This is a genomic window from Sphingobacterium sp. B16(2022), from assembly GCF_012030425.1.
Taxonomy (GTDB): Bacteria; Bacteroidota; Bacteroidia; order Sphingobacteriales; family Sphingobacteriaceae; genus Sphingobacterium; species Sphingobacterium anhuiense.
On the sequence record NZ_JAAUVN010000001.1, the window covers coordinates 763,348 to 782,194 of the forward strand.

At 36.1% G+C, this 18,847-nt stretch carries 21 protein-coding genes; 15 read left to right on the plus strand and 6 right to left on the minus strand.

Annotation, left to right across the window (positions count from 1 at the left end):
• Positions 1-7: 7 nt before the first annotated feature.
• The 6 genes from HCX49_RS03435 to HCX49_RS03460 form a co-directional block, all read right to left on the minus strand.
• The gene (locus HCX49_RS03435) at positions 8-841 is read right to left on the minus strand and encodes a hypothetical protein (protein WP_168126143.1); all 834 of its coding nucleotides are present in this window, start codon (positions 839-841) and stop codon (positions 8-10) included.
• Between the two features lie 3 nt (positions 842-844).
• Entirely contained in the window at positions 845-1,930 is a 1,086-nt protein-coding gene (locus HCX49_RS03440; RefSeq protein WP_168126144.1) for a hypothetical protein, read from the minus strand.
• Between the two features lie 326 nt (positions 1,931-2,256).
• Positions 2,257-3,117: a hypothetical protein gene (locus tag HCX49_RS03445; RefSeq protein ID WP_168126145.1), complete on the minus strand. Its 861-nt coding sequence runs from the start codon at positions 3,115-3,117 to the stop codon at positions 2,257-2,259.
• 13 nt (positions 3,118-3,130) lie between these two features.
• Positions 3,131-4,252, minus strand: a complete 1,122-nt coding sequence (locus HCX49_RS03450) for a hypothetical protein (protein ID WP_168126146.1) — start codon at positions 4,250-4,252, stop codon at positions 3,131-3,133.
• Between the two features lie 48 nt (positions 4,253-4,300).
• Positions 4,301-4,936: a glycosyltransferase family 32 protein gene (locus tag HCX49_RS03455; RefSeq protein ID WP_168126147.1), complete on the minus strand. Its 636-nt coding sequence runs from the start codon at positions 4,934-4,936 to the stop codon at positions 4,301-4,303.
• Positions 4,937-4,939: 3 nt separating this feature from the next.
• On the minus strand, positions 4,940-6,061 hold the full coding sequence (locus tag HCX49_RS03460; protein ID WP_168126148.1) for a hypothetical protein: 1,122 nt from the start codon (positions 6,059-6,061) through the stop codon (positions 4,940-4,942).
• A gap of 534 nt (positions 6,062-6,595) precedes the next feature.
• Here HCX49_RS03460 and HCX49_RS03465 point away from each other — a divergent pair.
• The 15 genes from HCX49_RS03465 (at position 6,596) to HCX49_RS03535 (ending at position 18,798) form a co-directional block, all read left to right on the plus strand.
• Positions 6,596-7,738, plus strand: a complete 1,143-nt coding sequence (locus HCX49_RS03465; protein ID WP_168126149.1) for an ImmA/IrrE family metallo-endopeptidase — start codon at positions 6,596-6,598, stop codon at positions 7,736-7,738.
• On the plus strand, positions 7,738-8,238 hold the full coding sequence (locus tag HCX49_RS03470; RefSeq protein WP_168126150.1) for a DUF4411 family protein: 501 nt from the start codon (positions 7,738-7,740) through the stop codon (positions 8,236-8,238). Before HCX49_RS03465 ends, HCX49_RS03470 begins: the two co-directional genes overlap by 1 nt.
• Positions 8,239-8,443: 205 nt before the next feature.
• A complete protein-coding gene (locus tag HCX49_RS03475; protein ID WP_168126151.1) occupies positions 8,444-8,617 on the plus strand; it encodes a heavy metal-binding domain-containing protein in 174 nt (57 codons plus the stop codon).
• Positions 8,618-8,694: 77 nt separating this feature from the next.
• Entirely contained in the window at positions 8,695-9,000 is a 306-nt protein-coding gene (locus HCX49_RS03480; RefSeq protein ID WP_168126152.1) for a hypothetical protein, read from the plus strand.
• A gap of 70 nt (positions 9,001-9,070) precedes the next feature.
• Entirely contained in the window at positions 9,071-9,628 is a 558-nt protein-coding gene (locus tag HCX49_RS03485) for a hypothetical protein (RefSeq protein ID WP_168126153.1), read from the plus strand.
• 49 nt (positions 9,629-9,677) lie between these two features.
• Positions 9,678-10,145, plus strand: coding sequence for a lipocalin-like domain-containing protein (locus HCX49_RS03490; RefSeq protein WP_168126154.1), 468 nt, complete (start codon positions 9,678-9,680; stop codon positions 10,143-10,145).
• A gap of 5 nt (positions 10,146-10,150) precedes the next feature.
• Positions 10,151-11,119 (plus strand): NAD(P)H-quinone oxidoreductase, encoded by a 969-nt coding sequence (locus HCX49_RS03495; RefSeq protein WP_168126155.1) that lies wholly within the window; start codon positions 10,151-10,153, stop codon positions 11,117-11,119.
• Between the two features lie 46 nt (positions 11,120-11,165).
• Positions 11,166-11,639 carry a Dps family protein gene (locus tag HCX49_RS03500; RefSeq protein WP_168126156.1) on the plus strand — a complete coding sequence of 158 codons (474 nt, stop codon included), beginning with the start codon at positions 11,166-11,168 and terminating at the stop codon, positions 11,637-11,639.
• A gap of 68 nt (positions 11,640-11,707) precedes the next feature.
• Positions 11,708-12,403, plus strand: coding sequence for a LytR/AlgR family response regulator transcription factor (locus tag HCX49_RS03505; RefSeq protein WP_168126157.1), 696 nt, complete (start codon positions 11,708-11,710; stop codon positions 12,401-12,403).
• A gap of 61 nt (positions 12,404-12,464) precedes the next feature.
• Positions 12,465-14,675: an ATP-binding protein gene (locus tag HCX49_RS03510; protein ID WP_206368197.1), complete on the plus strand. Its 2,211-nt coding sequence runs from the start codon at positions 12,465-12,467 to the stop codon at positions 14,673-14,675.
• A 227-nt stretch (positions 14,676-14,902) separates the two neighbouring features.
• Positions 14,903-15,724: an alpha/beta fold hydrolase gene (locus tag HCX49_RS03515; RefSeq protein ID WP_168126159.1), complete on the plus strand. Its 822-nt coding sequence runs from the start codon at positions 14,903-14,905 to the stop codon at positions 15,722-15,724.
• 354 nt (positions 15,725-16,078) lie between these two features.
• Positions 16,079-17,125 (plus strand): cupin domain-containing protein, encoded by a 1,047-nt coding sequence (locus tag HCX49_RS03520; protein WP_168126160.1) that lies wholly within the window; start codon positions 16,079-16,081, stop codon positions 17,123-17,125.
• A 5-nt stretch (positions 17,126-17,130) separates the two neighbouring features.
• A complete protein-coding gene (locus tag HCX49_RS03525; RefSeq protein ID WP_168126161.1) occupies positions 17,131-17,823 on the plus strand; it encodes a YoaK family protein in 693 nt (230 codons plus the stop codon).
• 4 nt (positions 17,824-17,827) lie between these two features.
• The gene (locus HCX49_RS03530; RefSeq protein WP_168126162.1) at positions 17,828-18,289 is read left to right on the plus strand and encodes a redoxin domain-containing protein; all 462 of its coding nucleotides are present in this window, start codon (positions 17,828-17,830) and stop codon (positions 18,287-18,289) included.
• Positions 18,290-18,291: 2 nt separating this feature from the next.
• Complete coding sequence (locus HCX49_RS03535) at positions 18,292-18,798, plus strand: DsbA family protein (protein WP_168126163.1); 507 nt, start codon at positions 18,292-18,294, stop codon at positions 18,796-18,798.
• Positions 18,799-18,847: the final 49 nt, after the last annotated feature.

An 18,847-nucleotide genomic window follows, 5' to 3' on the forward strand; every position in this document is an offset into this window, starting at 1 on the left:
ATTGCGATTATCTATTATAACCACAGGTAAATACTTTTAAAACTCCATTTTGTACTTGTGCAAAAATTTCAATATAGCTTTTCACAACTCGACCTCCTAGTATCCTTGGTTGCCATACAGAGCCAGACTGCTGTAGTGAACGAAGTATTTGGTTGCCTACTTTGTCATTACCCATTAACATTTGCACATTGTTTATATATCCTTTCTGATCAACTATACCTTTAAAAAGATAATGAGTTTCTTTATTTATATTTCTAATGCCAGGAATATCCTTATTTAAATTTTCTTCTAAGACAGCGTTACCCTTTTTGTAACTAGCCTTGAATCCTTCATAAGGGATACTGGAAAGTTCACGTTGAACTTTTGTTCCTTTATGCAACCATTCTGTTAGCATGTATTTTAGACTATCTTTTGTCAGTATTGCAGTTATTGTGTAGTTTATAAGTTCATTTTTTTTATCATATTTTTCATCAATTATTTTTAAGTCATATATTGGATAATCCGGTATTTTTAAATTGGGATAGTCTCTTTTTAAAAGGAATAAATCACCTGGAAATTTTAAATAGAAGTAGGATTTTCTATTTTGTCCGGCTTTCTTATTTTCATATTTGAAAAAAAGTTCTATAGGTTCATTTTTGTCGTAGTTAATAATTAAACTATCTAAATCTTGATTTTTTTCAAAATAATCTGAGTGACAATTATTTAACCCGCTAATAGTCAGCTCTTTTAGTCTGTGAGATTGAGCAATACAAAAGTTACTACTTAGAAATGTAATGGTAAGTAGTAAAAACAAAAATATTTTCATAAATTTTTGCTCTATATAGTATTTTTGATTATTCATACATTAAAAATTATTTTTGTAATACACAACTTCGTAGGAATAAAGATTTGTATCATCACCAGTTGGGATATGATCTTTTGTAAAAGCAGTGAATGAGACGTTGTCTTGAATACTAGCATAATCCGTTTTTTGAGTATAATCACCTATACCATTTACTATTGCTGAATGAGCTATAAATCGCTCTCCTGTAGATTTATCTGTCCACCATATAACTGCAACGTTAGCAATAGTACTACCATTTACTTGACTATACAAAGTATTACTGTTAAGCATATTTTCAAATTTCGCAATTTCATTATGAGCGCTATTAAGCGCATCTGTTATCCAATATTTACCACCTGTAAATGCCAATCCTGAACAATTAGACTTAAAATCATCAGGAATAGTTGATAATTGTGTATTAGTTTTATTATCAACGACTTTGTATACCTCAAGGGCGAGTATGTCATTTCCATTTTCACTAACGAGTTTCACTTCTTTAAAATATAATGTATGTCCATTCTCTCCATAAGTTATTTCAGTAGTTTTATTTGTATATATTGCTTGTTTCCAAGGATCATTCGGTATATTAGGATTAGCAGGTATAGTTGGGCTTCCGCTACCAGGTCCCCAATCACCACCAGCACTACCGCTACCAGTGCTGCCATTTCCAGTACTGTAGTTGTATCCGCTTCCATTTTGATTTCCACTACTAAAATGATCATAGCCATGACCTGTACTCGTTGATCCAGTGCTGTTTATAATTACTTCGTCCAAATAATAACCTGTACTGCTTAGACCCGTAGACCCGTATCCGCCACTAGATCCACTACTGCTGCTACTGGAAGTTGTATAGTTATTTAAGTAAGCATTAAAAGTTGTTTCATTCAATGCTATCTTTGACCCATAAAATAAATCTTGTTCAGATTCAATATTTGCTCCTGTACCAGGATCTGTAAGAAAATCTACTGAGTCCTCAAAAGAATGATTGATTAGTCCAGCATTATTTCCTGAGCTAAACCCGCCCACTACCTGAACAAGTTCGACATCGGAAACAAGCGCCAGTTCTCTTTCCAATTCTTCAAAAGCAAGCTTTAATTTTTTTTTCATAACTGTTTATAATTGTAAGTAATATTCCATTTAATTTTCAGCATTGAATTACAGAAACCAAGAGTGTTCCCAATAATGAGTCATAATGCCTGACTGCATGAATACTTTATGGTTTCTGATCTCGTCATATGCATATTCGAATATATCTTTTATCTGGATCTTTGATTGTTCAATATTTTGAAACTTTCTCATCGTAGCTCTCATACGATATGGACATGAATGATCTCAAGCTTACTACTTTATGTCTAAATCAAATTTTTTGAAATAGTACGTTAAAAAAGGAAGAATTTTCAAACTATAAGAACTTTTGTTTTCTAAACTAATGTTTAATAAAATATTGGATCATTAGGGTTTTTATGATAATCTTTAATTTTTAAACGTCTGTAATTTCCTTGTGCTGAAAGTGTAAAAGTTTTATCTGGATTGAGTCGAAGATAAATATCAATTAAACTTGTCCTTTGTGTATTACTAATTCTAGGCTTAAAAAGCCATTTTTCATTTCTGTTTTGAAAATCTCTACTGTCTTTCTTTTGAATAGGTTGACTAGCCTCAAAAGAGTAATATGTTTTCATGAAATAATTATAAAGAAATCTCGATTTTCCATAAATTATTTCGTTATCTCCGATTTCACCGTTCCTTAAGATAACAGCCTGAATTATTAACACCGAATCTTTAATAACATCTGTACAATCTCTGTAGTTAGTATTAAGAAGATTAATAAAATCTAGCTTTTTATGGGGATTTATAACAGCTCCAACTCCTCCAGATTGTAAAAAATCTCTAATAGCTGATTTTTTTGAAGTAATCGTTAAAGTATAATCTTTTTTATCCGTTGTTTTTAGTATTTCCGATTCTAATTCATCTTGAAAAATAAATTGGTATATCAGTTTATAATCCTGGTTTAACCACAACTGATCCGCTTCAAAATCTACTTTATAAGTAGTTATATCTTTTGTAATATATGGATTTGAATGTTTTTCCTTTAAAGGTTCATATATGAATAAAGTCGATGGGGCCTTATCTTCATACTGAAGATATATAGAATCAATATTTTGATAGGTATTAAATATCTCCGCTATCTTTTCATTTTGTGAATTATTTTTAAATACGGATTGTCCATAGTTCTTTAGAATAGAAGTTCCAAAAATTATAAAAAGTAAAAAAAGTGTTTTTATAAAGCATCTCATTATAATTGAAGTTTTAAAATTTATAATATTGTTTTACGTTATCTTCATATTTAGTTCTATTTCCATCTGTAGCATAGAAATCCTCTAAACTATTAAAAGTTTGCATTTCCGCATTGTCAGTTTTACTCCATATTTGTCCTGTTGCTGGATTTCTTCGAACTGAATGAGAGAAAACGCCATTATTGTAAAAAGAAATTATAGTAGCATCGGTTTGGTTAGAAGTGTAATTATTATTCATCATATCTCTGAATGACTGGTCTTCATGTGATGAATCAATTAGGTCTGGATTATTCGGAATAGGAACAAATGGATCGTGAATCCATAGATTCAACCCTGTTGCCGAACCATGGCAATTTGATTGATACCTTTCCGGAATGTCAAAATGTTCGATGTTTTGTGCATCAAAATAGCTAGTGACTTTATATGCTAATACATCCAAGTTGTTTGGCCCTTTTATTATGACTGGTATTAGATTTAATTTTACTTTGTCAAATTTATCTTCAATACTGCCTGTATAATCTATAGAAGTGTTAAATTTTCTAGGATCCGAAGGATCTAATAAATATTCTATAACCTTTCCATTAACATCTCGCTCCCATGGGTCATTCGGTATATTAGGATTAGCAGGTATAGTTGGGCTTCCGCTGCCAGGTCCCCAATCACCACCAGCACTACCGCTACCAGTGCTGCCATTTCCAGTACTGTAGTTGTATCCGCTTCCATTTTGATTCCCACTACTAAAATGATCATAGCCATGACCTGTACTAGTTGATCCAGTGCTGTTTATAATTACTTCGTCCAAATAATAACCTGTACTGCTTAGACCAGTAGACCCGTATCCGCCACTAGATCCACTACTGCTGCTACTGGAAGTTGTATAGTTATTCAAGTAAGCATTAAAAGTTGTTTCATTCAATGCTATCTTTGATCCATAAAATAAGTCTTGTTCAGATTCAATATTGGTTCCTGTACCAGGATCTGTAAGAAAATCTACTGAGTCCTCAAAAGAATGATTGATTAGTCCAGCATTATTTCCTGAGCTAAATCCGCCCACTACCTGAACAAGTTCGACATCGGAAACAAGCGCCAGTTCTCTTTCCAATTCTTCAAAAGCAAGCTTTAATTTTTTTTTCATAACTGTTTATAATTGTAAGTAATATTCCATTTAATTTTCAGCATTGAATTACAGAAACCAAGAGTGTTCCCAATAATGAGTCATAATGCCTGACTGCATGAATACTTTATGGTTTCTGATCTCGTCATATGCATATTCGAATATGTCTTTTACCTGGATCTTTGATTGTTCAATATTTTGAAACTTTCTCATCGTAGCTCTCATACGATATGGACCCGAATAATTTGGTGTTGCCATTAAATCACGCTCATCTTTTATATAAGTAGTTATGATGTCTTTAACAATTGTATACAAATATGTATTGTTTGCTAGAGCTGAAAAATGTTCAGATGCCAATGTTTCATTGAGCGGGTCGATGACTACATAACCCTTTTGTTCCTTATCAGCTAGGGAAAGAAAATCTTCTGCATTATTAAGACTGATGTCCCAGTCAACATAGTACCCACCATAATGATATATCACCAGATAGCGAGCAATATCCGCAGCTTCTGCATGATTTCTGGCATTCTGAAATGCATCTAAGGCAAATTCATATTTGTCTTTTATAAATTTTGCTAAACTATCGTCGTCCCAGTACACAATCTTAAAACCATGGCTAATTGTAGCTTTCCACGATTCAAGACACATTTTAACGAGTTCAGAAGGTTTTTTACCTACTATCTGATGAATAATTTTAGGAACCATATTTTAGACTTCAATTGATTGTGTTGAGTTTTGTAAATTACGTTTATGAATGAAGTGTATATATTCATAAAATTTAAAATATGTATCGCTTTCCCTCCAGATCTTCAAATAAGCTAAGCATTTCTTTTCTAGGTTTTTAATATCTGTTGAGGCCTCCTCATAAATAACATTTCCTCCAAAATCTACTGTCATCATTCCGTTGACTTTCTTTAAATAGACTTCTTTTAAACTGTTGTCATTAGGAAACGATTTTATTGCTTCCCAACCTCTTTCGTGCAATAATGTGATATCCCATTTTAGCAGATTTCTGTGAAGGAAAGCCACTGCATTTTTATCATCATATTGAATCATGGTATTACCATTAAAAGAATCATTTAACCATGTACCACAATTTGAAGGAGATTTCTCTATCATAAAATAAACTGTTTTTAAAGCTGACCAAGCAAATTTGAATGTATCCTTATCCCCATATAGAAATTTATAATAATATTCACCCAGTTGATTAAAATGCATACATAAGTTTAGTTCCTTCCAACAAGTTTCCTTGTTTATTAGTATTTGTCCGCTTTCTTGCTCAGGTAAATGGTACGCATCAGATCCTGTGATTTCCCATATTGGATTATTACTGTCTGTGAACCAGTAATCTGGCCAGAATGTTGTACCCGTTCGCAGATAACCTTCCATGTTAAATAATTCAGTTGGATTACTAAAGCAAATATTATCAGCATCCAAATACAGTATTTCTTTAAATTGACTATTTAATATTGCTAGTGGTTTTAAGTGAAATCCAGGTTTATGAACATTACAAACTTCTCTGAAATTTCGGAATTGCACATTTAACTCATTGAAATATTTTATTACGTCCTGTGAGATCTCATTTCCAAGATACCAAACTTCAACGGGTAGTATACATCCTGACTCTCTCAGTATATTTATTGATATCCATAAACATGATACATAGGTAATCCCTCCAGCTGTGTACACAATACCTTTGCCGTCGAATTTATCTATTGGATATGTTGGTATAATTTTGACATGTTCTTTCCACTCATTGGCCAAAAGCTCAATACTTGATTGTGAGATTTTAAAATCAACTAATCGAATTCTATTTTTCGTAAATCCCATTTAAATATTTATACTTATAAATTGGTTATAATCGATATACTACTACAGTTTAGACACAAACTACATTATTATAAAACTTCTTTTTCTTTAAAATTTTAAATATTACTTATTGTTGATCTTTAAACTACAAGAACTAGGTTATATTGGTGTTTTGTTTTCTTTATTTATCAATTATACATGGAATTATCGTAAATGAAAAATATTTTATTATTCATTAACAATTCATTAACAACTTTTAGGATTTAGGACCATTGCTTCTTCAAGAAATATTGAGATAAAAGGAGTGCGACTATTACTTAAACTATAGTGTAAGTCCAAATGATTCGACATCTCGAAAAATCGTATCGACCCAAGAACCAATACTTACCTAGCACAAGGAGATATCCCATCAGTAGCGAACTTCTCTTGTTATCAGGCGAATTACAATAAAAAGCCGTATCTTACTCTAATTAAAAATCTAAAAAAAGCAATTTAATACTGGTATCATTTTTTTTGAGTGCTTTTAAAATGCCAGAAAATCAATAACTTTGCGCTATGGCTACTACTGTACCAATTAAAGAAAACATTATAACATGGGCGCTAAACCGTGCAGGATACGATTTGGCCAAATTTTCCAGTAAGTATCCAGCTTTAAAAGTTGACCGTTGGTTGCAAGGAGATAAGCAACCAACTGTAAAACAACTTGAAGAATTTTCTAAAAAAGTACACATTCCTTTTGGTTATCTTTTTTTGCAGGAACCTCCCAATGAAGATATTGATTTTCCTTTTTTTCGTACAGGTAATTTATCTCCCAACTACCAAGTGAGTCCAAATGTTTACGACACAATACTAGATTTGCAACGAAGGCAAGACTGGCTGAGAGACTATTTAATACAATTAGAGATTCACCCTTTAGCATATGTTGGCAAATTTGGTGCCGATGCATCCATTGATATCTTTGTTAAAGATCTGAGAGATAAGCTGGGCTTACAAGCTGGCTGGACTATGAACTGTCCCACTTGGGAAGATACATTAGGTATATTAATAGATTCTATTGAGCGCATTGGTATTATTGTCATACAAAATGGGATAGTAGGGAATAATACTTCTAGACTAATACCAGTTGAAGAGTGCCGAGGATTCGTTCTTGTAGATGAATACGTACCTTTTATGTTTCTAAATAATGCAGATGCTAAAGCTGCACAGCTTTTTACTCTTATTCATGAGCTTGCCCATGTTTGGTTAGGTAAAAGTGCTGGATTTAATCAAGACCAATTATTACCTGCAAGTAACGAAACAGAGATTTTATGTGATCGTGTTGCGGCTGAATTTTTAGTGCCAGCTCATATTTTACGGGAAGTCTGGAAAGATTTAGCAGATATTCAAAAACTTGCAACTCGCTTAAAAGTAAGTACAATAGTTATAGCGCGACGTGCTCTGGATTTAGAGTTGATCAGCAAGACTCAGTTTTATACTTTCTACAACAAATATATAGAGCAATTTAGAGCTAAGAAAGGTGCCAGTGGTGGAAATTTCTACAGTACTTCAAAGCGTCGTGTGAGTCCAACCTTTGCAAGTTTTGTGGATAGTGCTGTTAAAAGTGGAGAGTTGACCTATAAAGATGCATTTAAATTAACAGGCTTGTATGGTAATGTATATACACAATTCATTCAGAAACATGTAATAACGGTAAAATAATGGTTCAATATGTTCTAGATACCAATTTTTTTGTACAGGCACATCGTATGCATTATCCTTTTGATATTTTCCCAAGTTTTTGGAATAAAATAAAAGAGCTTGCAGAGGTTGGTGTGATCGTCAGTCTTGACAAGGTAAGGAATGAATTAGTTCATAATAAGGATCATTTAACCGATTGGATCGAAACAGCCTTAACCAAGGATTTTTTTCAGCCCACAGATATTGTTATAAATCAGTATATTGAGGTAGCCTCTTGGGCAGCTTCAAGAAGCAGTCATTATACTCAAGCAGCCTTAAATGAATTTTTAAATGTCGATGAAGCCGATGCTTGGTTGGTAGCTTACTCCTTGGTAGATTGTCAAAATAGAATTTTGATCACCCATGAAATACCTCAACCTCAAGGAAGAAAAAAAATTAAAATACCAGAGGCCTGCAATGCTACTGGAGTAGCTTTTATGGATGCAATAACCATGATGCGACAGATAGGAATAAGTTTTTAGTATCTGTTATCTGGAGAACTCTTCATCGATTTCCATATTTACTAATAAAATCAATTTTATAATTGTAGCATTTAAGATAAAACATCTAAAGCCATTCTGTCAAGAATGGCGTTATGCGTTTTATACCTTCCTTACGGCTTCCCGTATTTTTTAATCAAACCGATCCTTTATTTTCGGGCTTTTAAAACAGTACTCATCATACACCATGATCGTTACCAGTACCAATACCATCGAGGAGAGAGAAGTCCTGCGTTATTTTGATCCTATTTCAGCAACAGCTGTTATTGGAGCCAATGCTTTGAGTGAAATAGGAGCCAGTTCCGTAGATTTTTCGGTGGGCGCTCCCGCAATTATGAAAACAAAAACAGGAGCTATATAAGAGCGTAGTGGAGTCTTTTAAGTAAAATGCGCGTAGCTATCGGGCATATGCCGTTATAGGCTTCAGCGTCAATATTGATGAGATCTCGGGCAAAGGAACTCGAATCGTTTATGATCACCGCTATCGGTACACCAGTATTGCTTAATGAAATTAAACATATTCAAGCAGAAGCGGTAGGTGGAGATATCGATGGATCAATTATTAAGAACAAAGTCAATAAAATAAATCCAGGTGATGGACCCACTCTTCACCAATTATTAGAATCGTCAAGATTACTTCCACATTTTTGTCAACGACCAGCCCTAAGTTCTAAAGGTAGGAGAAGATTTGCCAACGATCATTATTCCGTATTTAACGACAGTTTCTGCCGATCCGATGGATAGCAAAATCTACTAAGGATAAATGTGTATAGATTTACATAAGTAATACAAACAAACCTTAAAATTAAATATTATGGAAATTATTCAAACGACCGAAAACACATTGAGCCATTCAATAGCAACTGCAATTATTAATGCACCAATTGAAAAAGTAAATATTGCAGATTGGTTACTAAACTTACCAGATGCAGAATATCAAAGATGCTCTACTCAGCATATCGGTGCTGCAATTTCTACTACCTTCAATGGGGAACCTGTATCACTAAATGTTGAAACAATTGGTGACGCCTTGATGGTGCAGCACTATGTAGCAGTTATTCATGATGCTGATTATTGCCGTATGCTTTCCATTTCTGATTCAATCACCAAAGGAGGACGCACAAAAGTTCAAGTTTTATGGGAACTAAAAGTTACGAAAATTGATCATAATACCTGCTTGTATACAAATGAGATCCATGCGACTGCTACTCCAGAGATGCTGGATTATCTCAAAGAAAACGGCGTTAATCTCTCCAATGCAGCAGCAGCAAGACAAGCAGCTTCAGATGCACACAATCATGAGGAGACACCCAATTTTGCAAAAAGTATCGAAAACAAAGCCATTACAGGACTATACAATCAGCCTTTCTAACAGCAAGACGGTGTAGCATTAGTTGCACCTTATAAAAACTCTTTTAAAAATGGAAGCGACATTATTTAAACGACTAATCGGTACCTGGACATTGGTGGAAATGATCGAGGTGAGGCTCGAAAATGGTGATATTTCCTATCCGATGGGTACATCACCCAAAGGTCTGATCATATATAATCCGGACGGCTATATGTCTGTGCAGATAATGAATCCTGAGCGGAAGAACTTTGACAAAGAACGCTGGACAGGAGCCACAGCAGAAGAGTATGTGCAGGAAGGCTCTACTTATTTAGCCTATTCTGGCCCATTTGATGCTGATGAAGAAAAGCTGATATTGAGTCATACGATGTTTATTTCGCTTTTTCCAAACTGGAGTGGACAAACACAGAATAGGGTGATACGTTTTGAAAATGAATATCTGTTTTTGGAAAGTGGCAAACCTTTTCTCTCAGAGGGAAAAAAAGTTGTGCACAAACTTAAATGGAAAAGAGCTGAAAATTTAAAAACAAAAAGTTGAAACATATGAAAGCGGTCGTTATAACAAGTTACGGGGGCCCAGAGGTCCTGCAGCTGAGAGAATTTGAAACTCCGATACCTATTGCAGACCAAGTTCTGATCGAAGTAAAAGCAGCGGGTCTCAATAGATCTGATATTTTTCAACGAGAGGGTAATTATCCTGCGCCCGCAGGTGTACCTGCAGACATATTGGGTCTGGAAATAGCAGGTATAATCGTAGAATGTGGTCCTCAGGTCAGAAACTTTAAGGTGGGGGATAAGGTGTGCGCACTGCTCACTGGTGGCGGGTATGCAGAATTTGTAAGCGTGCGTGAAGGACAATGCCTTGAAATACCTGCAGAGCTTACTTATGCCGAGGCTGCAAGTTTACCCGAGACAGTTTTTACCGTATGGTCCAATGTCTTTCAGAGAGCGGCATTAAAGCCCGGTGAAACTCTTCTAATACATGGCGGTAATAGTGGAATTGGTATTACAGGCATTCAGTTGGCGCATGCGCTTGGATCACGCGTCGTTGTGACAGTAGGATCTGATGAAAAAGGTCAGAACTGTATAGAACTAGGAGCAGATTTTTATATAAACTATAAAAATCAGGATTTTGAAAAAGAACTCCAGCAGGAAGGCATAGACGTTATCCTGGATATGATCGGAGGTGATTATGTACGAAAAAACATCAATATCCTTAAGCCCGAAGGAAGGCTTGTCTATATCAATGCTGTCTCCAGTAGTCATGTGGACCTTGATATCTGGCAAATGATGATCAAGCGTTTAACGATCACGGGGAGTACATTAAGAAGCCGTGAGTATGAATTTAAGAAATATTTAACAGCCGAAGTTAAAAAACATGTATGGCCACTACTTGAATCAAAAAAGATCAAACCTGTCATTTTTCAGACATTTCCCTTTGATGAAGCATCGCATGCGCATAAGCTGTTAGAAAAGGGCACACATACAGGTAAGATTATTCTTGTTAGATAGCGCTGGTAATTAATTATAAAAAAATAACACTAAAAACAATCATATTATGAAAGCAAATATTGGAATAACCGAATCAAACACAGATGCTATTGCTGCACAATTGGCAAAATTATTGGCTGATGAAACTGTACTTTATATCAAAATCAGAAATGCCCACTGGAATGTAACGGGAGACAATTTCCATGCAAACCATATCTTCTTTGAAGAACAATACAAGCAATTGGACGAGTTTATCGATAACGTTGCTGAACGTCTGCGTAAAATTGGCCATTATGCACCCGCAACCATGAAAAGCTACTTGGAACTGACACACCTTACAGAATATAGCGACAGGACAAATGATGGTCTTGGCTACATGAAAGACTTATTAGCAGACCATGAAAGCATCATTGAATTTTTACGTGGAAACATTACTCCTTTTGCAGAAGTATATAAAGATTACGGATCCAGTGACTTTATTACTGGACTAATGGAGGCACATGAACAGATGGCATGGATGATCCGGTCGTATTTTAGATAGGAGCTTTCGATTACTGATAAAAGAAAGTAATAAGTATATTTGTCATATTAACATATATACTTATTACTATGAAAGCGCTCATCGTTGACGATAATGATATTGCAAGAACGACTTTGGCCCATCTTGCAAAGCAGGTTCCGGATCTTACTATTGCTCAGGAGTTTCCAAATGCTATAGAGGCATATCATTATATTCAGAAAAATGAGATAGACCTGATATTTCTTGATATTGAAATGCCAGAAATGACTGGAATCGAACTTACCAAAATTTTATCAGGGAAAGACACGATAATCATATTCACTTCCTCGAAAAAGGAATATGCAATTGAGGCTTTTGAGCTCAATATTGCAGATTATATTTTAAAACCCATTTCTCCCGTTCGATTTTTACAGGCGGTCGAGAAAGCCCAGGCAATTCTTGAGAGCAGAAAAGAGCATGTGCAGGTTACTCATGATGAATTTTTGTTTGTCAGGGATTCAAATGTGACAAGGCGACTGAAACTAGAAGATATTTTTTATGCTGAGGCCATGGGAGATTATGTGAAATTTTATACAAAAGAAAAGATGTTTGCTATTCATGGCAAGATGAAAACTGCAGAAGAGCGCTTACCTAAGAATGATTTTATAAGAGTACATCGATCTTTTATAGTATGTGTCAGCAAAATAGATACATTAGAGGACGGAGGTATTATGATAAACGGTAAGTTTATTCCAATAGCAGATGCGTATCGCAAGTCTCTGAATACACGATTGAATGTATTTTAGGCATTTACTTAGTTATTTTCATCCTAAGCCATAATTCAGCCAATCCTCTTAACTTTTGTTTATGACAAGTAATTCTATCATGAATAGTAAAAGATTTAGCTATTTTATAATTCTGACATTTATAGTAGGAACAATACTGCTGATTGTCGTTCAGATCAATTCTGCAAGAAATACAGAAGCACTTATCCATAACAATAATACGCTGCTGAACGAGCTACGCGCGAGCAATCACCTGCGGGAAATAGACCGCGATATCCTTGGTGTGGAAAGTAGGATCAGAGCTTCGATAGCCACTAATGATACCACCCATCTGGAAGGAATCGATAAAAAGATAAATCAGATTGAAAATTTTTTGGATTCCTTGTCCCGAGATAATTTCGATCCTGTGGAGGAAAAACTTATTCAACGTCTACGTACCCTTGCCATGGACAAAAAAATAGTTCGGGATGAGCTCTTGGCACGCTATGCTTCTCTTGGCAATATGGATGACCGGACCTCGATTGCCAATCCTAGGGCCAGATTAATTTCTAATGAAATTACAGGCATAACAGCTAAGATTTATAAGAGCAGACAGCTACACATGACTGAACTCAGCCGACAGAGTGAGGAAATGGGCAGAAAAGCGAGGCTATACGATATTTCCCTTTTGGTTTTATTAATTTTGAGCGGTTCTGTGGTTGGATTTCATATCTTACGCCAATTCCGACGACAACGTATCTTGATTGAAGAACTAGATGCTGCTGAAAAGAAAGCTTCCATCGCAGCCCAGACAAAGGAGAACTTTTTAGCCAATATGAGTCATGAGATTAGAACGCCACTCAGTGGAATTCTGGGCTTCACCAATCTGCTTCAAAAAAGGAAACTAGATGCTACCTCTTCCGAATTTGTTTCATCTATTCAACAATCCGGTGAAAGTTTGATGACTATTATCAACGATATATTGGATCTTTCCAAAATAGAGGCTGGCATGATGCGTATCACGAGTGGCACATTCAGTATTAATGGATTGCTGAATTCAGTGGAAACTCTTTTTACTGTAAGAGCAAAAGAAAAAGGATTGTCGATTTCAAGTAAGGTCGGTCCTTCCATTCCTGATACGCTAATAGGTGATGCCACCAGGCTTACCCAGATTTTGGTAAACTTAATCGGAAATGCAATCAAATTTACGAAGCAAGGAAGTATTCATATTGAAATCTACAACAAAAGCAGAAGTGAAAATGAAGTTGTGGTTGGATTTAATATTTCTGATACGGGAATCGGAATCGACAAGGAAAAACTTAGCGAAGTTTTTGAGCGCTTTAATCAAGGAGAAGATTCTATAACTCGCAATTATGGAGGGACAGGACTTGGGCTTTCCATTGTCAAAAACCTTGTATTACTACAGCACGGTGATATTGAAGTACAGAGTGAGCAGGGAAAAGGCACAATTTTTAAGTTTTTTATTCCTTATGGTATAGCTAAAGAGCAATTGGTAACAGTCCCACATATTGACACTGATTATTTTAAAGATCAATCCTATGTACCGCTTCATATCTTAGTTGTGGATGATAATACGATGAACCAAAGTTTGATGAAGCATATGCTCGGACAATGGAATGTCGATTTTGAGATTGTTTCCAATGGGCAGGAGGCCGTGGATTATCTGAAAAATAAACACTCCGACCTTATTTTGATGGATTTGCAGATGCCCCAGCTGGATGGGTATGCTGCAACACAGCATATCCGAGATGTATTGCAATTGGATATTCCTATCATTGCCATGACCGCGCATGCCTTGGCAGGTGAAAGGGAAAAATGCCTCAGCAGAGGAATGAACGAATATCTTTCCAAACCCATTAACCAAGAAGAACTCTTTAAACTTATTTCACATTTTGGCATCGGATTCCAGAGTACAGCACAGATCGAAGAAAACTCGGATAAGGAGGAGTTTATTTTTTTAGATCTCGCGTACATGCGTTTGGTAAGCCGAGGAGACAGAACTTTTGAACGAACTGTCACCAGACAGTTTATTGACAAGATCCCTGGTCAAGTACAACAGTTACAGATTGCGTATGCAAATAGTGATTTCTCTAAATTTAAATTGAGAGCACATGATTTTAAAACCAGTGTAGCAATTATGGGATTGCTCCCAGTGCTTGATGATGAGCTTGATGCGCTTGAATTTATGACAGAGCAAAATACAGTATCCGAAGAGATTCTAAGCAAAGTTGCTCATATATTAGACACAGCTGTCAAAGAAGCAGAGCAGTTGCTGTCAACTTATGATACCTAACATCCGATTTAAAATAAGTAATTAGAAGATCATCAAGTCATGCTTGATGATCTTTTTTTATTCAATATTTACGTGAAAATGTATTGCATCCAAGATTACCAAAACATCTCTTTTTAACGACTCGTTTTGCCTATTCACCGAATCCTGTTTGAAAATATTTAATTGTTAATGTAGCTTTAAGAGAGTAAACAAGAAAATAGATTTATTAATATTTAAACCATATAATTATGAGCACTTTAAAACTAAAAGACGGCACAGAGATTTTTTACAAAGACCAAGGACAAGGACCAATATTGATGTTTCACCACGGATGGCCATTATCTTCAGATGATTGGGATGCACAAGTGATTTTCTTCCTTCAGAGAGGATATCGCATAGTCGCTCACGATCGGCGAGGACATGGTAGATCAAGTCAGGATATTTACGGACATACCATTGAGCAATATGCTGCTGATGCTGCAGAACTTGTAGAATTTCTTGATCTTAAAGATGTTGTCCATATTGGTCACTCAACCGGGGGCGGTGAAGTAATTCGTTATGTGAACAAATATGCAAAAGGAAGAGCAAAAAAAGCAGTACTTATAAGTGCTGTTCCTCCGATCATGGTACAAAATGAAAATAATCTTGATGGTGTGCCAATTGAGGTTTTTGATAATATCAGGGATCAAACTTTGAACAACAGACAACAGTTTTATATCGATCTGACACTTCCTTTTTATGGCTATAACAGAGATGGAGCTGATGTTAAGGAAGGAGTCCGAAGAAATTGGTGGAGACAGGGGATGATGGGCGGTATAGTTGCCCATTATGATGGGATCAAAGCTTTTTCAGAGACAGATTTTAAGGAAGACCTGAAAGCTGTTGATATTCCTGTCTTGATATTACACGGTGAGGATGATCAGATTGTCCCTTACGAAAATGCTGGCGTTAAATCTGTTAAACTATTAAAAAACGGAAAGTTGATTACATATCCAGGATTTCCGCACGGAATGCCTACAACAGAGGCGCCTACGATTAATAAGGATATTCTAGCCTTTATTGAATCATAAATTACAGTTTCAAAAATTAAGTATCGTATAAAAAGTGAGCTCCAGAGCTCACTTTTTTTTTGTCAACAAACTAAATCAACCTGCTTCTCATCTAATCTCATAAACCTTTTTAATTGATACGTTGCGATTACATTGTTCGTCCTTGACCGCATTTTCCTATGATCTACGCTGTAAAAATAATCGTTCTTTAATGATTGCCGAAGAACCAATACTTCGGAGAAAAAATGTCTTGCTATATTTCCGGTTCAACGATCATATCTGCCTGTTCACCGAAAGTCGGAAACAACAGATTGCTTTCTTATGTAGATTTACAATAGTAAAAAACAAGAATATGAATCATTAAAATACAATATTATGAAAACGACATCATTAAGCTTCAAGTACGAATTAGAGAAGAAAGAACCACGCACCAATGATGGTGGAACGACCAGAGGAGCTTCTGTTACAGACTTTCCTGCTTCTATAGGAATTGCAGGTGTGTCCATGAGATTACATCCTGGAAGTATGAGAGAACTTCATTGGCATGCGAATGCTGCTGAGTGGGCATATGTAATTTCTGGCACAGTTCGTACGACTATTATTCACCCGGACGGTCACAGTTATATAGATAATTTCGAACCCGGAGATGTATGGTATTTTCCTAAAGGTTATGGACATTCCATACAAGCAACAGGGACTGAAGAGTGTCATTTTATCTTGATTTTTGACAACGGGAACTTTTCGGAGGATCACACTTTTAGCGTTACTGATTTCTTAGCCAGCGTGCCTGCCGAAATCGTAGCTCAGAATTTAGGATTGACTTTAGAAGAAGTTGCTGCATTACCACAAAAAGAAGCATATTTCGCAGCAGGTATTGTTCCTGACGAATTGTCTTTTAATGCAACAGCAAGAGCTGAGGAAGCAGATATAGAGCTTACTAACCTACATCGTTATCCACTTCACGCTCAGCAGCCAAGGATTATCCCCGGGGGTGGTTTGCAGCGACTAGTTACCAGTAAGGAATTCCCGATCAGTACGACCATGGCTGGTTCTATCCTTGAATTGCAACCTGGGGCGCTTAGGGAAATGCACTGGCATCCAAATGCTGATGAGTGGCAGTATTATATTTCTGGCCAGGCGGAGATGTCTGTTTTTCTAGCAGAAGGCACAGTGGTTACTGAACAGTTCAATGCAGGTGACGTTGGCTATGTACCAATGGGAGCAGGGCACTACATTAAAAATACAGGAAATACTGTATGCCGCGTTCTGATCGGGTTTAACAGCGGAGTATATGAATCTATCGATCTGAGCGAGTGGCTTTCGGGTAATCCAAAAGATGTTGTGGTGACAAATTTTGGGTTGAAGGAAGGTGAGATTGAAAAATTCCCAACGAAGAAGATTTTTATCCAGCCTAAAAAATAAGTGCCTTGCTGCCTAAAAATAACGTTCTTTTATCCGCTGACAAAATTGCGATACAAGAAAAATTAGCGATACTACTTGCATTCATAGCTGGATATACCGATGCCTTCGGCCTAATAAAATGGAAAACCTACGTTTCTTTTATGAGTGGAAATACCACGCAACTTGGAACGGCGATTGACAATTTAGCAGTGGAGGTAATTAGCTCCTCTGTCGCCGTGATCGGAAGTTTTGTTATTGGAATATACGCAGGGACCTGTCTCTCGTTCTGTAAAAAACATCGGTCAGGTTCATATAAATTTTTTATTGTATCTGGTATTTTAACAACCTATAGCGTTGTAACTAGCTACTATGAAATTCCACGGATTGCATCACTGGTTATTGTCAGCTTTTCGATGGGGCTAATGAATACAATAATTACCACGATCGGAAAGCAAAATGTAAATACCGACTTTGTGACAGGCACGTTAAACAGTTTGGCCAAGAACTCGGCGATGTATACCGTGAGCAGTAATCAGGAGGATAGGATTACCTATGGATCCAATGTCATTCATTTATTGACTCTTTGGATAGGTTTTGTCTCGGGTGCCTTCATGGGCCCAATACTTATGGATATGCTTGCAAATTGGACGCTCCTTGTACCGGCTGTTTTACTTGTGCTAGGTGCATTTATTTTTCCTATTACAATTACTAAAGAATAAAACTATGTTAGAACAAAATACTGTTGCACCTGATTTTACATTATTTGCAACACCGGACCAGAAAATTACGCTATCCGAATTTAAGGGTAGTAATGTGATCTTAGCATTCTATCCCGCCGATTGGAGTCCTGTCTGCAGTGATCAGATGGCACTGTATAATGAAATGCTTAAGTATTTCAAAAAGTATGACGCAGAATTATTTGGAATTTCTGTTGATAGCAAATGGTGTCATTTGGCTTTTTCGGAATCCCGTAGGCTACATTTTCCGCTACTTGCAGACTTTGAACCTAAAGGTGAAGTTGCAAAGAGATACGGTATATACAATGAGATAGAAGGCCAGTGCAACCGCGCGCTTTTTGTAATTAATAAAGAAGGTATCATCCAATGGAGTTACAAATCTCCAACCGCGGTAAATCCCGGTGCAGATGGTATATTGGAAGCTCTTGAAAATCTTAAATTAAAATAGTTATGTCATTAAAAATCCCTGTCAGTATTACTGACCATGCCCAAGGCAATTTAAATGCTGATTTAGTTATAGTAGAATATGGTGACTATCAATGTCCATATTGTGGTGCCGCTTATCCAGTTTTAAAGCAACTACTGGAAAGATTTAGCGAAGAGGTGAAATTTGTATTTAGAAATTTCCCTCTATCAGAAATGCATGAATTTGCGCTTTCAGCTGCAATTGCTGCTGAAGCTGCTTCTCTTCAAGATAAATTCTGGGAAATGCATGATGCCATTTATGAAAATCAGGAATATCTTGATGACCTCTATCTTTATAAACTGGCAGAAAAAATAGGCTTAGATATGGAGAAATTTAAATCCGATATTCAAAGAGCAGAACTAACTGATAGGATTGATGCTGATTTTCAGGGTGGAATTATCAGTGGGGTCAATGGAACGCCATCGTTTTATGTTAACGGAAGGAAGTTCGATGGGGGTGCTGAAGAACTGTTTGAACTTTTTGTTAAATAACAAAGGTGAAATCTTCGTAAAATACTTTCTGAAATCTCAGGACAATGAA

Excerpts from the sequence above, each read along its gene's own strand:
- HCX49_RS03435 (WP_168126143.1), bottom strand. The coding sequence starts at position 841 with ATGAATAATCAAAAATACTATATAGAGCAAAAATTTATGAAAATATTT.
- HCX49_RS03440 (WP_168126144.1), bottom strand. The coding sequence starts at position 1,930 with ATGAAAAAAAAATTAAAGCTTGCTTTTGAAGAATTGGAAAGAGAACTG.
- HCX49_RS03445 (WP_168126145.1), bottom strand. The coding sequence starts at position 3,117 with ATGAGATGCTTTATAAAAACACTTTTTTTACTTTTTATAATTTTTGGA.
- HCX49_RS03450 (WP_168126146.1), bottom strand. The coding sequence starts at position 4,252 with ATGAAAAAAAAATTAAAGCTTGCTTTTGAAGAATTGGAAAGAGAACTG.
- HCX49_RS03455 (WP_168126147.1), bottom strand. The coding sequence starts at position 4,936 with ATGGTTCCTAAAATTATTCATCAGATAGTAGGTAAAAAACCTTCTGAA.
- HCX49_RS03460 (WP_168126148.1), bottom strand. The coding sequence starts at position 6,061 with ATGGGATTTACGAAAAATAGAATTCGATTAGTTGATTTTAAAATCTCA.
- HCX49_RS03465 (WP_168126149.1), top strand. The coding sequence starts at position 6,596 with ATGGCTACTACTGTACCAATTAAAGAAAACATTATAACATGGGCGCTA.
- HCX49_RS03470 (WP_168126150.1), top strand. The coding sequence starts at position 7,738 with ATGGTTCAATATGTTCTAGATACCAATTTTTTTGTACAGGCACATCGT.
- HCX49_RS03475 (WP_168126151.1), top strand. The coding sequence starts at position 8,444 with ATGATCGTTACCAGTACCAATACCATCGAGGAGAGAGAAGTCCTGCGT.
- HCX49_RS03480 (WP_168126152.1), top strand. The coding sequence starts at position 8,695 with ATGAGATCTCGGGCAAAGGAACTCGAATCGTTTATGATCACCGCTATC.
- HCX49_RS03485 (WP_168126153.1), top strand. The coding sequence starts at position 9,071 with ATGGAAATTATTCAAACGACCGAAAACACATTGAGCCATTCAATAGCA.
- HCX49_RS03490 (WP_168126154.1), top strand. The coding sequence starts at position 9,678 with ATGGAAGCGACATTATTTAAACGACTAATCGGTACCTGGACATTGGTG.
- HCX49_RS03495 (WP_168126155.1), top strand. The coding sequence starts at position 10,151 with ATGAAAGCGGTCGTTATAACAAGTTACGGGGGCCCAGAGGTCCTGCAG.
- HCX49_RS03500 (WP_168126156.1), top strand. The coding sequence starts at position 11,166 with ATGAAAGCAAATATTGGAATAACCGAATCAAACACAGATGCTATTGCT.
- HCX49_RS03505 (WP_168126157.1), top strand. The coding sequence starts at position 11,708 with ATGAAAGCGCTCATCGTTGACGATAATGATATTGCAAGAACGACTTTG.
- HCX49_RS03510 (WP_206368197.1), top strand. The coding sequence starts at position 12,465 with ATGACAAGTAATTCTATCATGAATAGTAAAAGATTTAGCTATTTTATA.
- HCX49_RS03515 (WP_168126159.1), top strand. The coding sequence starts at position 14,903 with ATGAGCACTTTAAAACTAAAAGACGGCACAGAGATTTTTTACAAAGAC.
- HCX49_RS03520 (WP_168126160.1), top strand. The coding sequence starts at position 16,079 with ATGAAAACGACATCATTAAGCTTCAAGTACGAATTAGAGAAGAAAGAA.
- HCX49_RS03530 (WP_168126162.1), top strand. The coding sequence starts at position 17,828 with ATGTTAGAACAAAATACTGTTGCACCTGATTTTACATTATTTGCAACA.
- HCX49_RS03535 (WP_168126163.1), top strand. The coding sequence starts at position 18,292 with ATGTCATTAAAAATCCCTGTCAGTATTACTGACCATGCCCAAGGCAAT.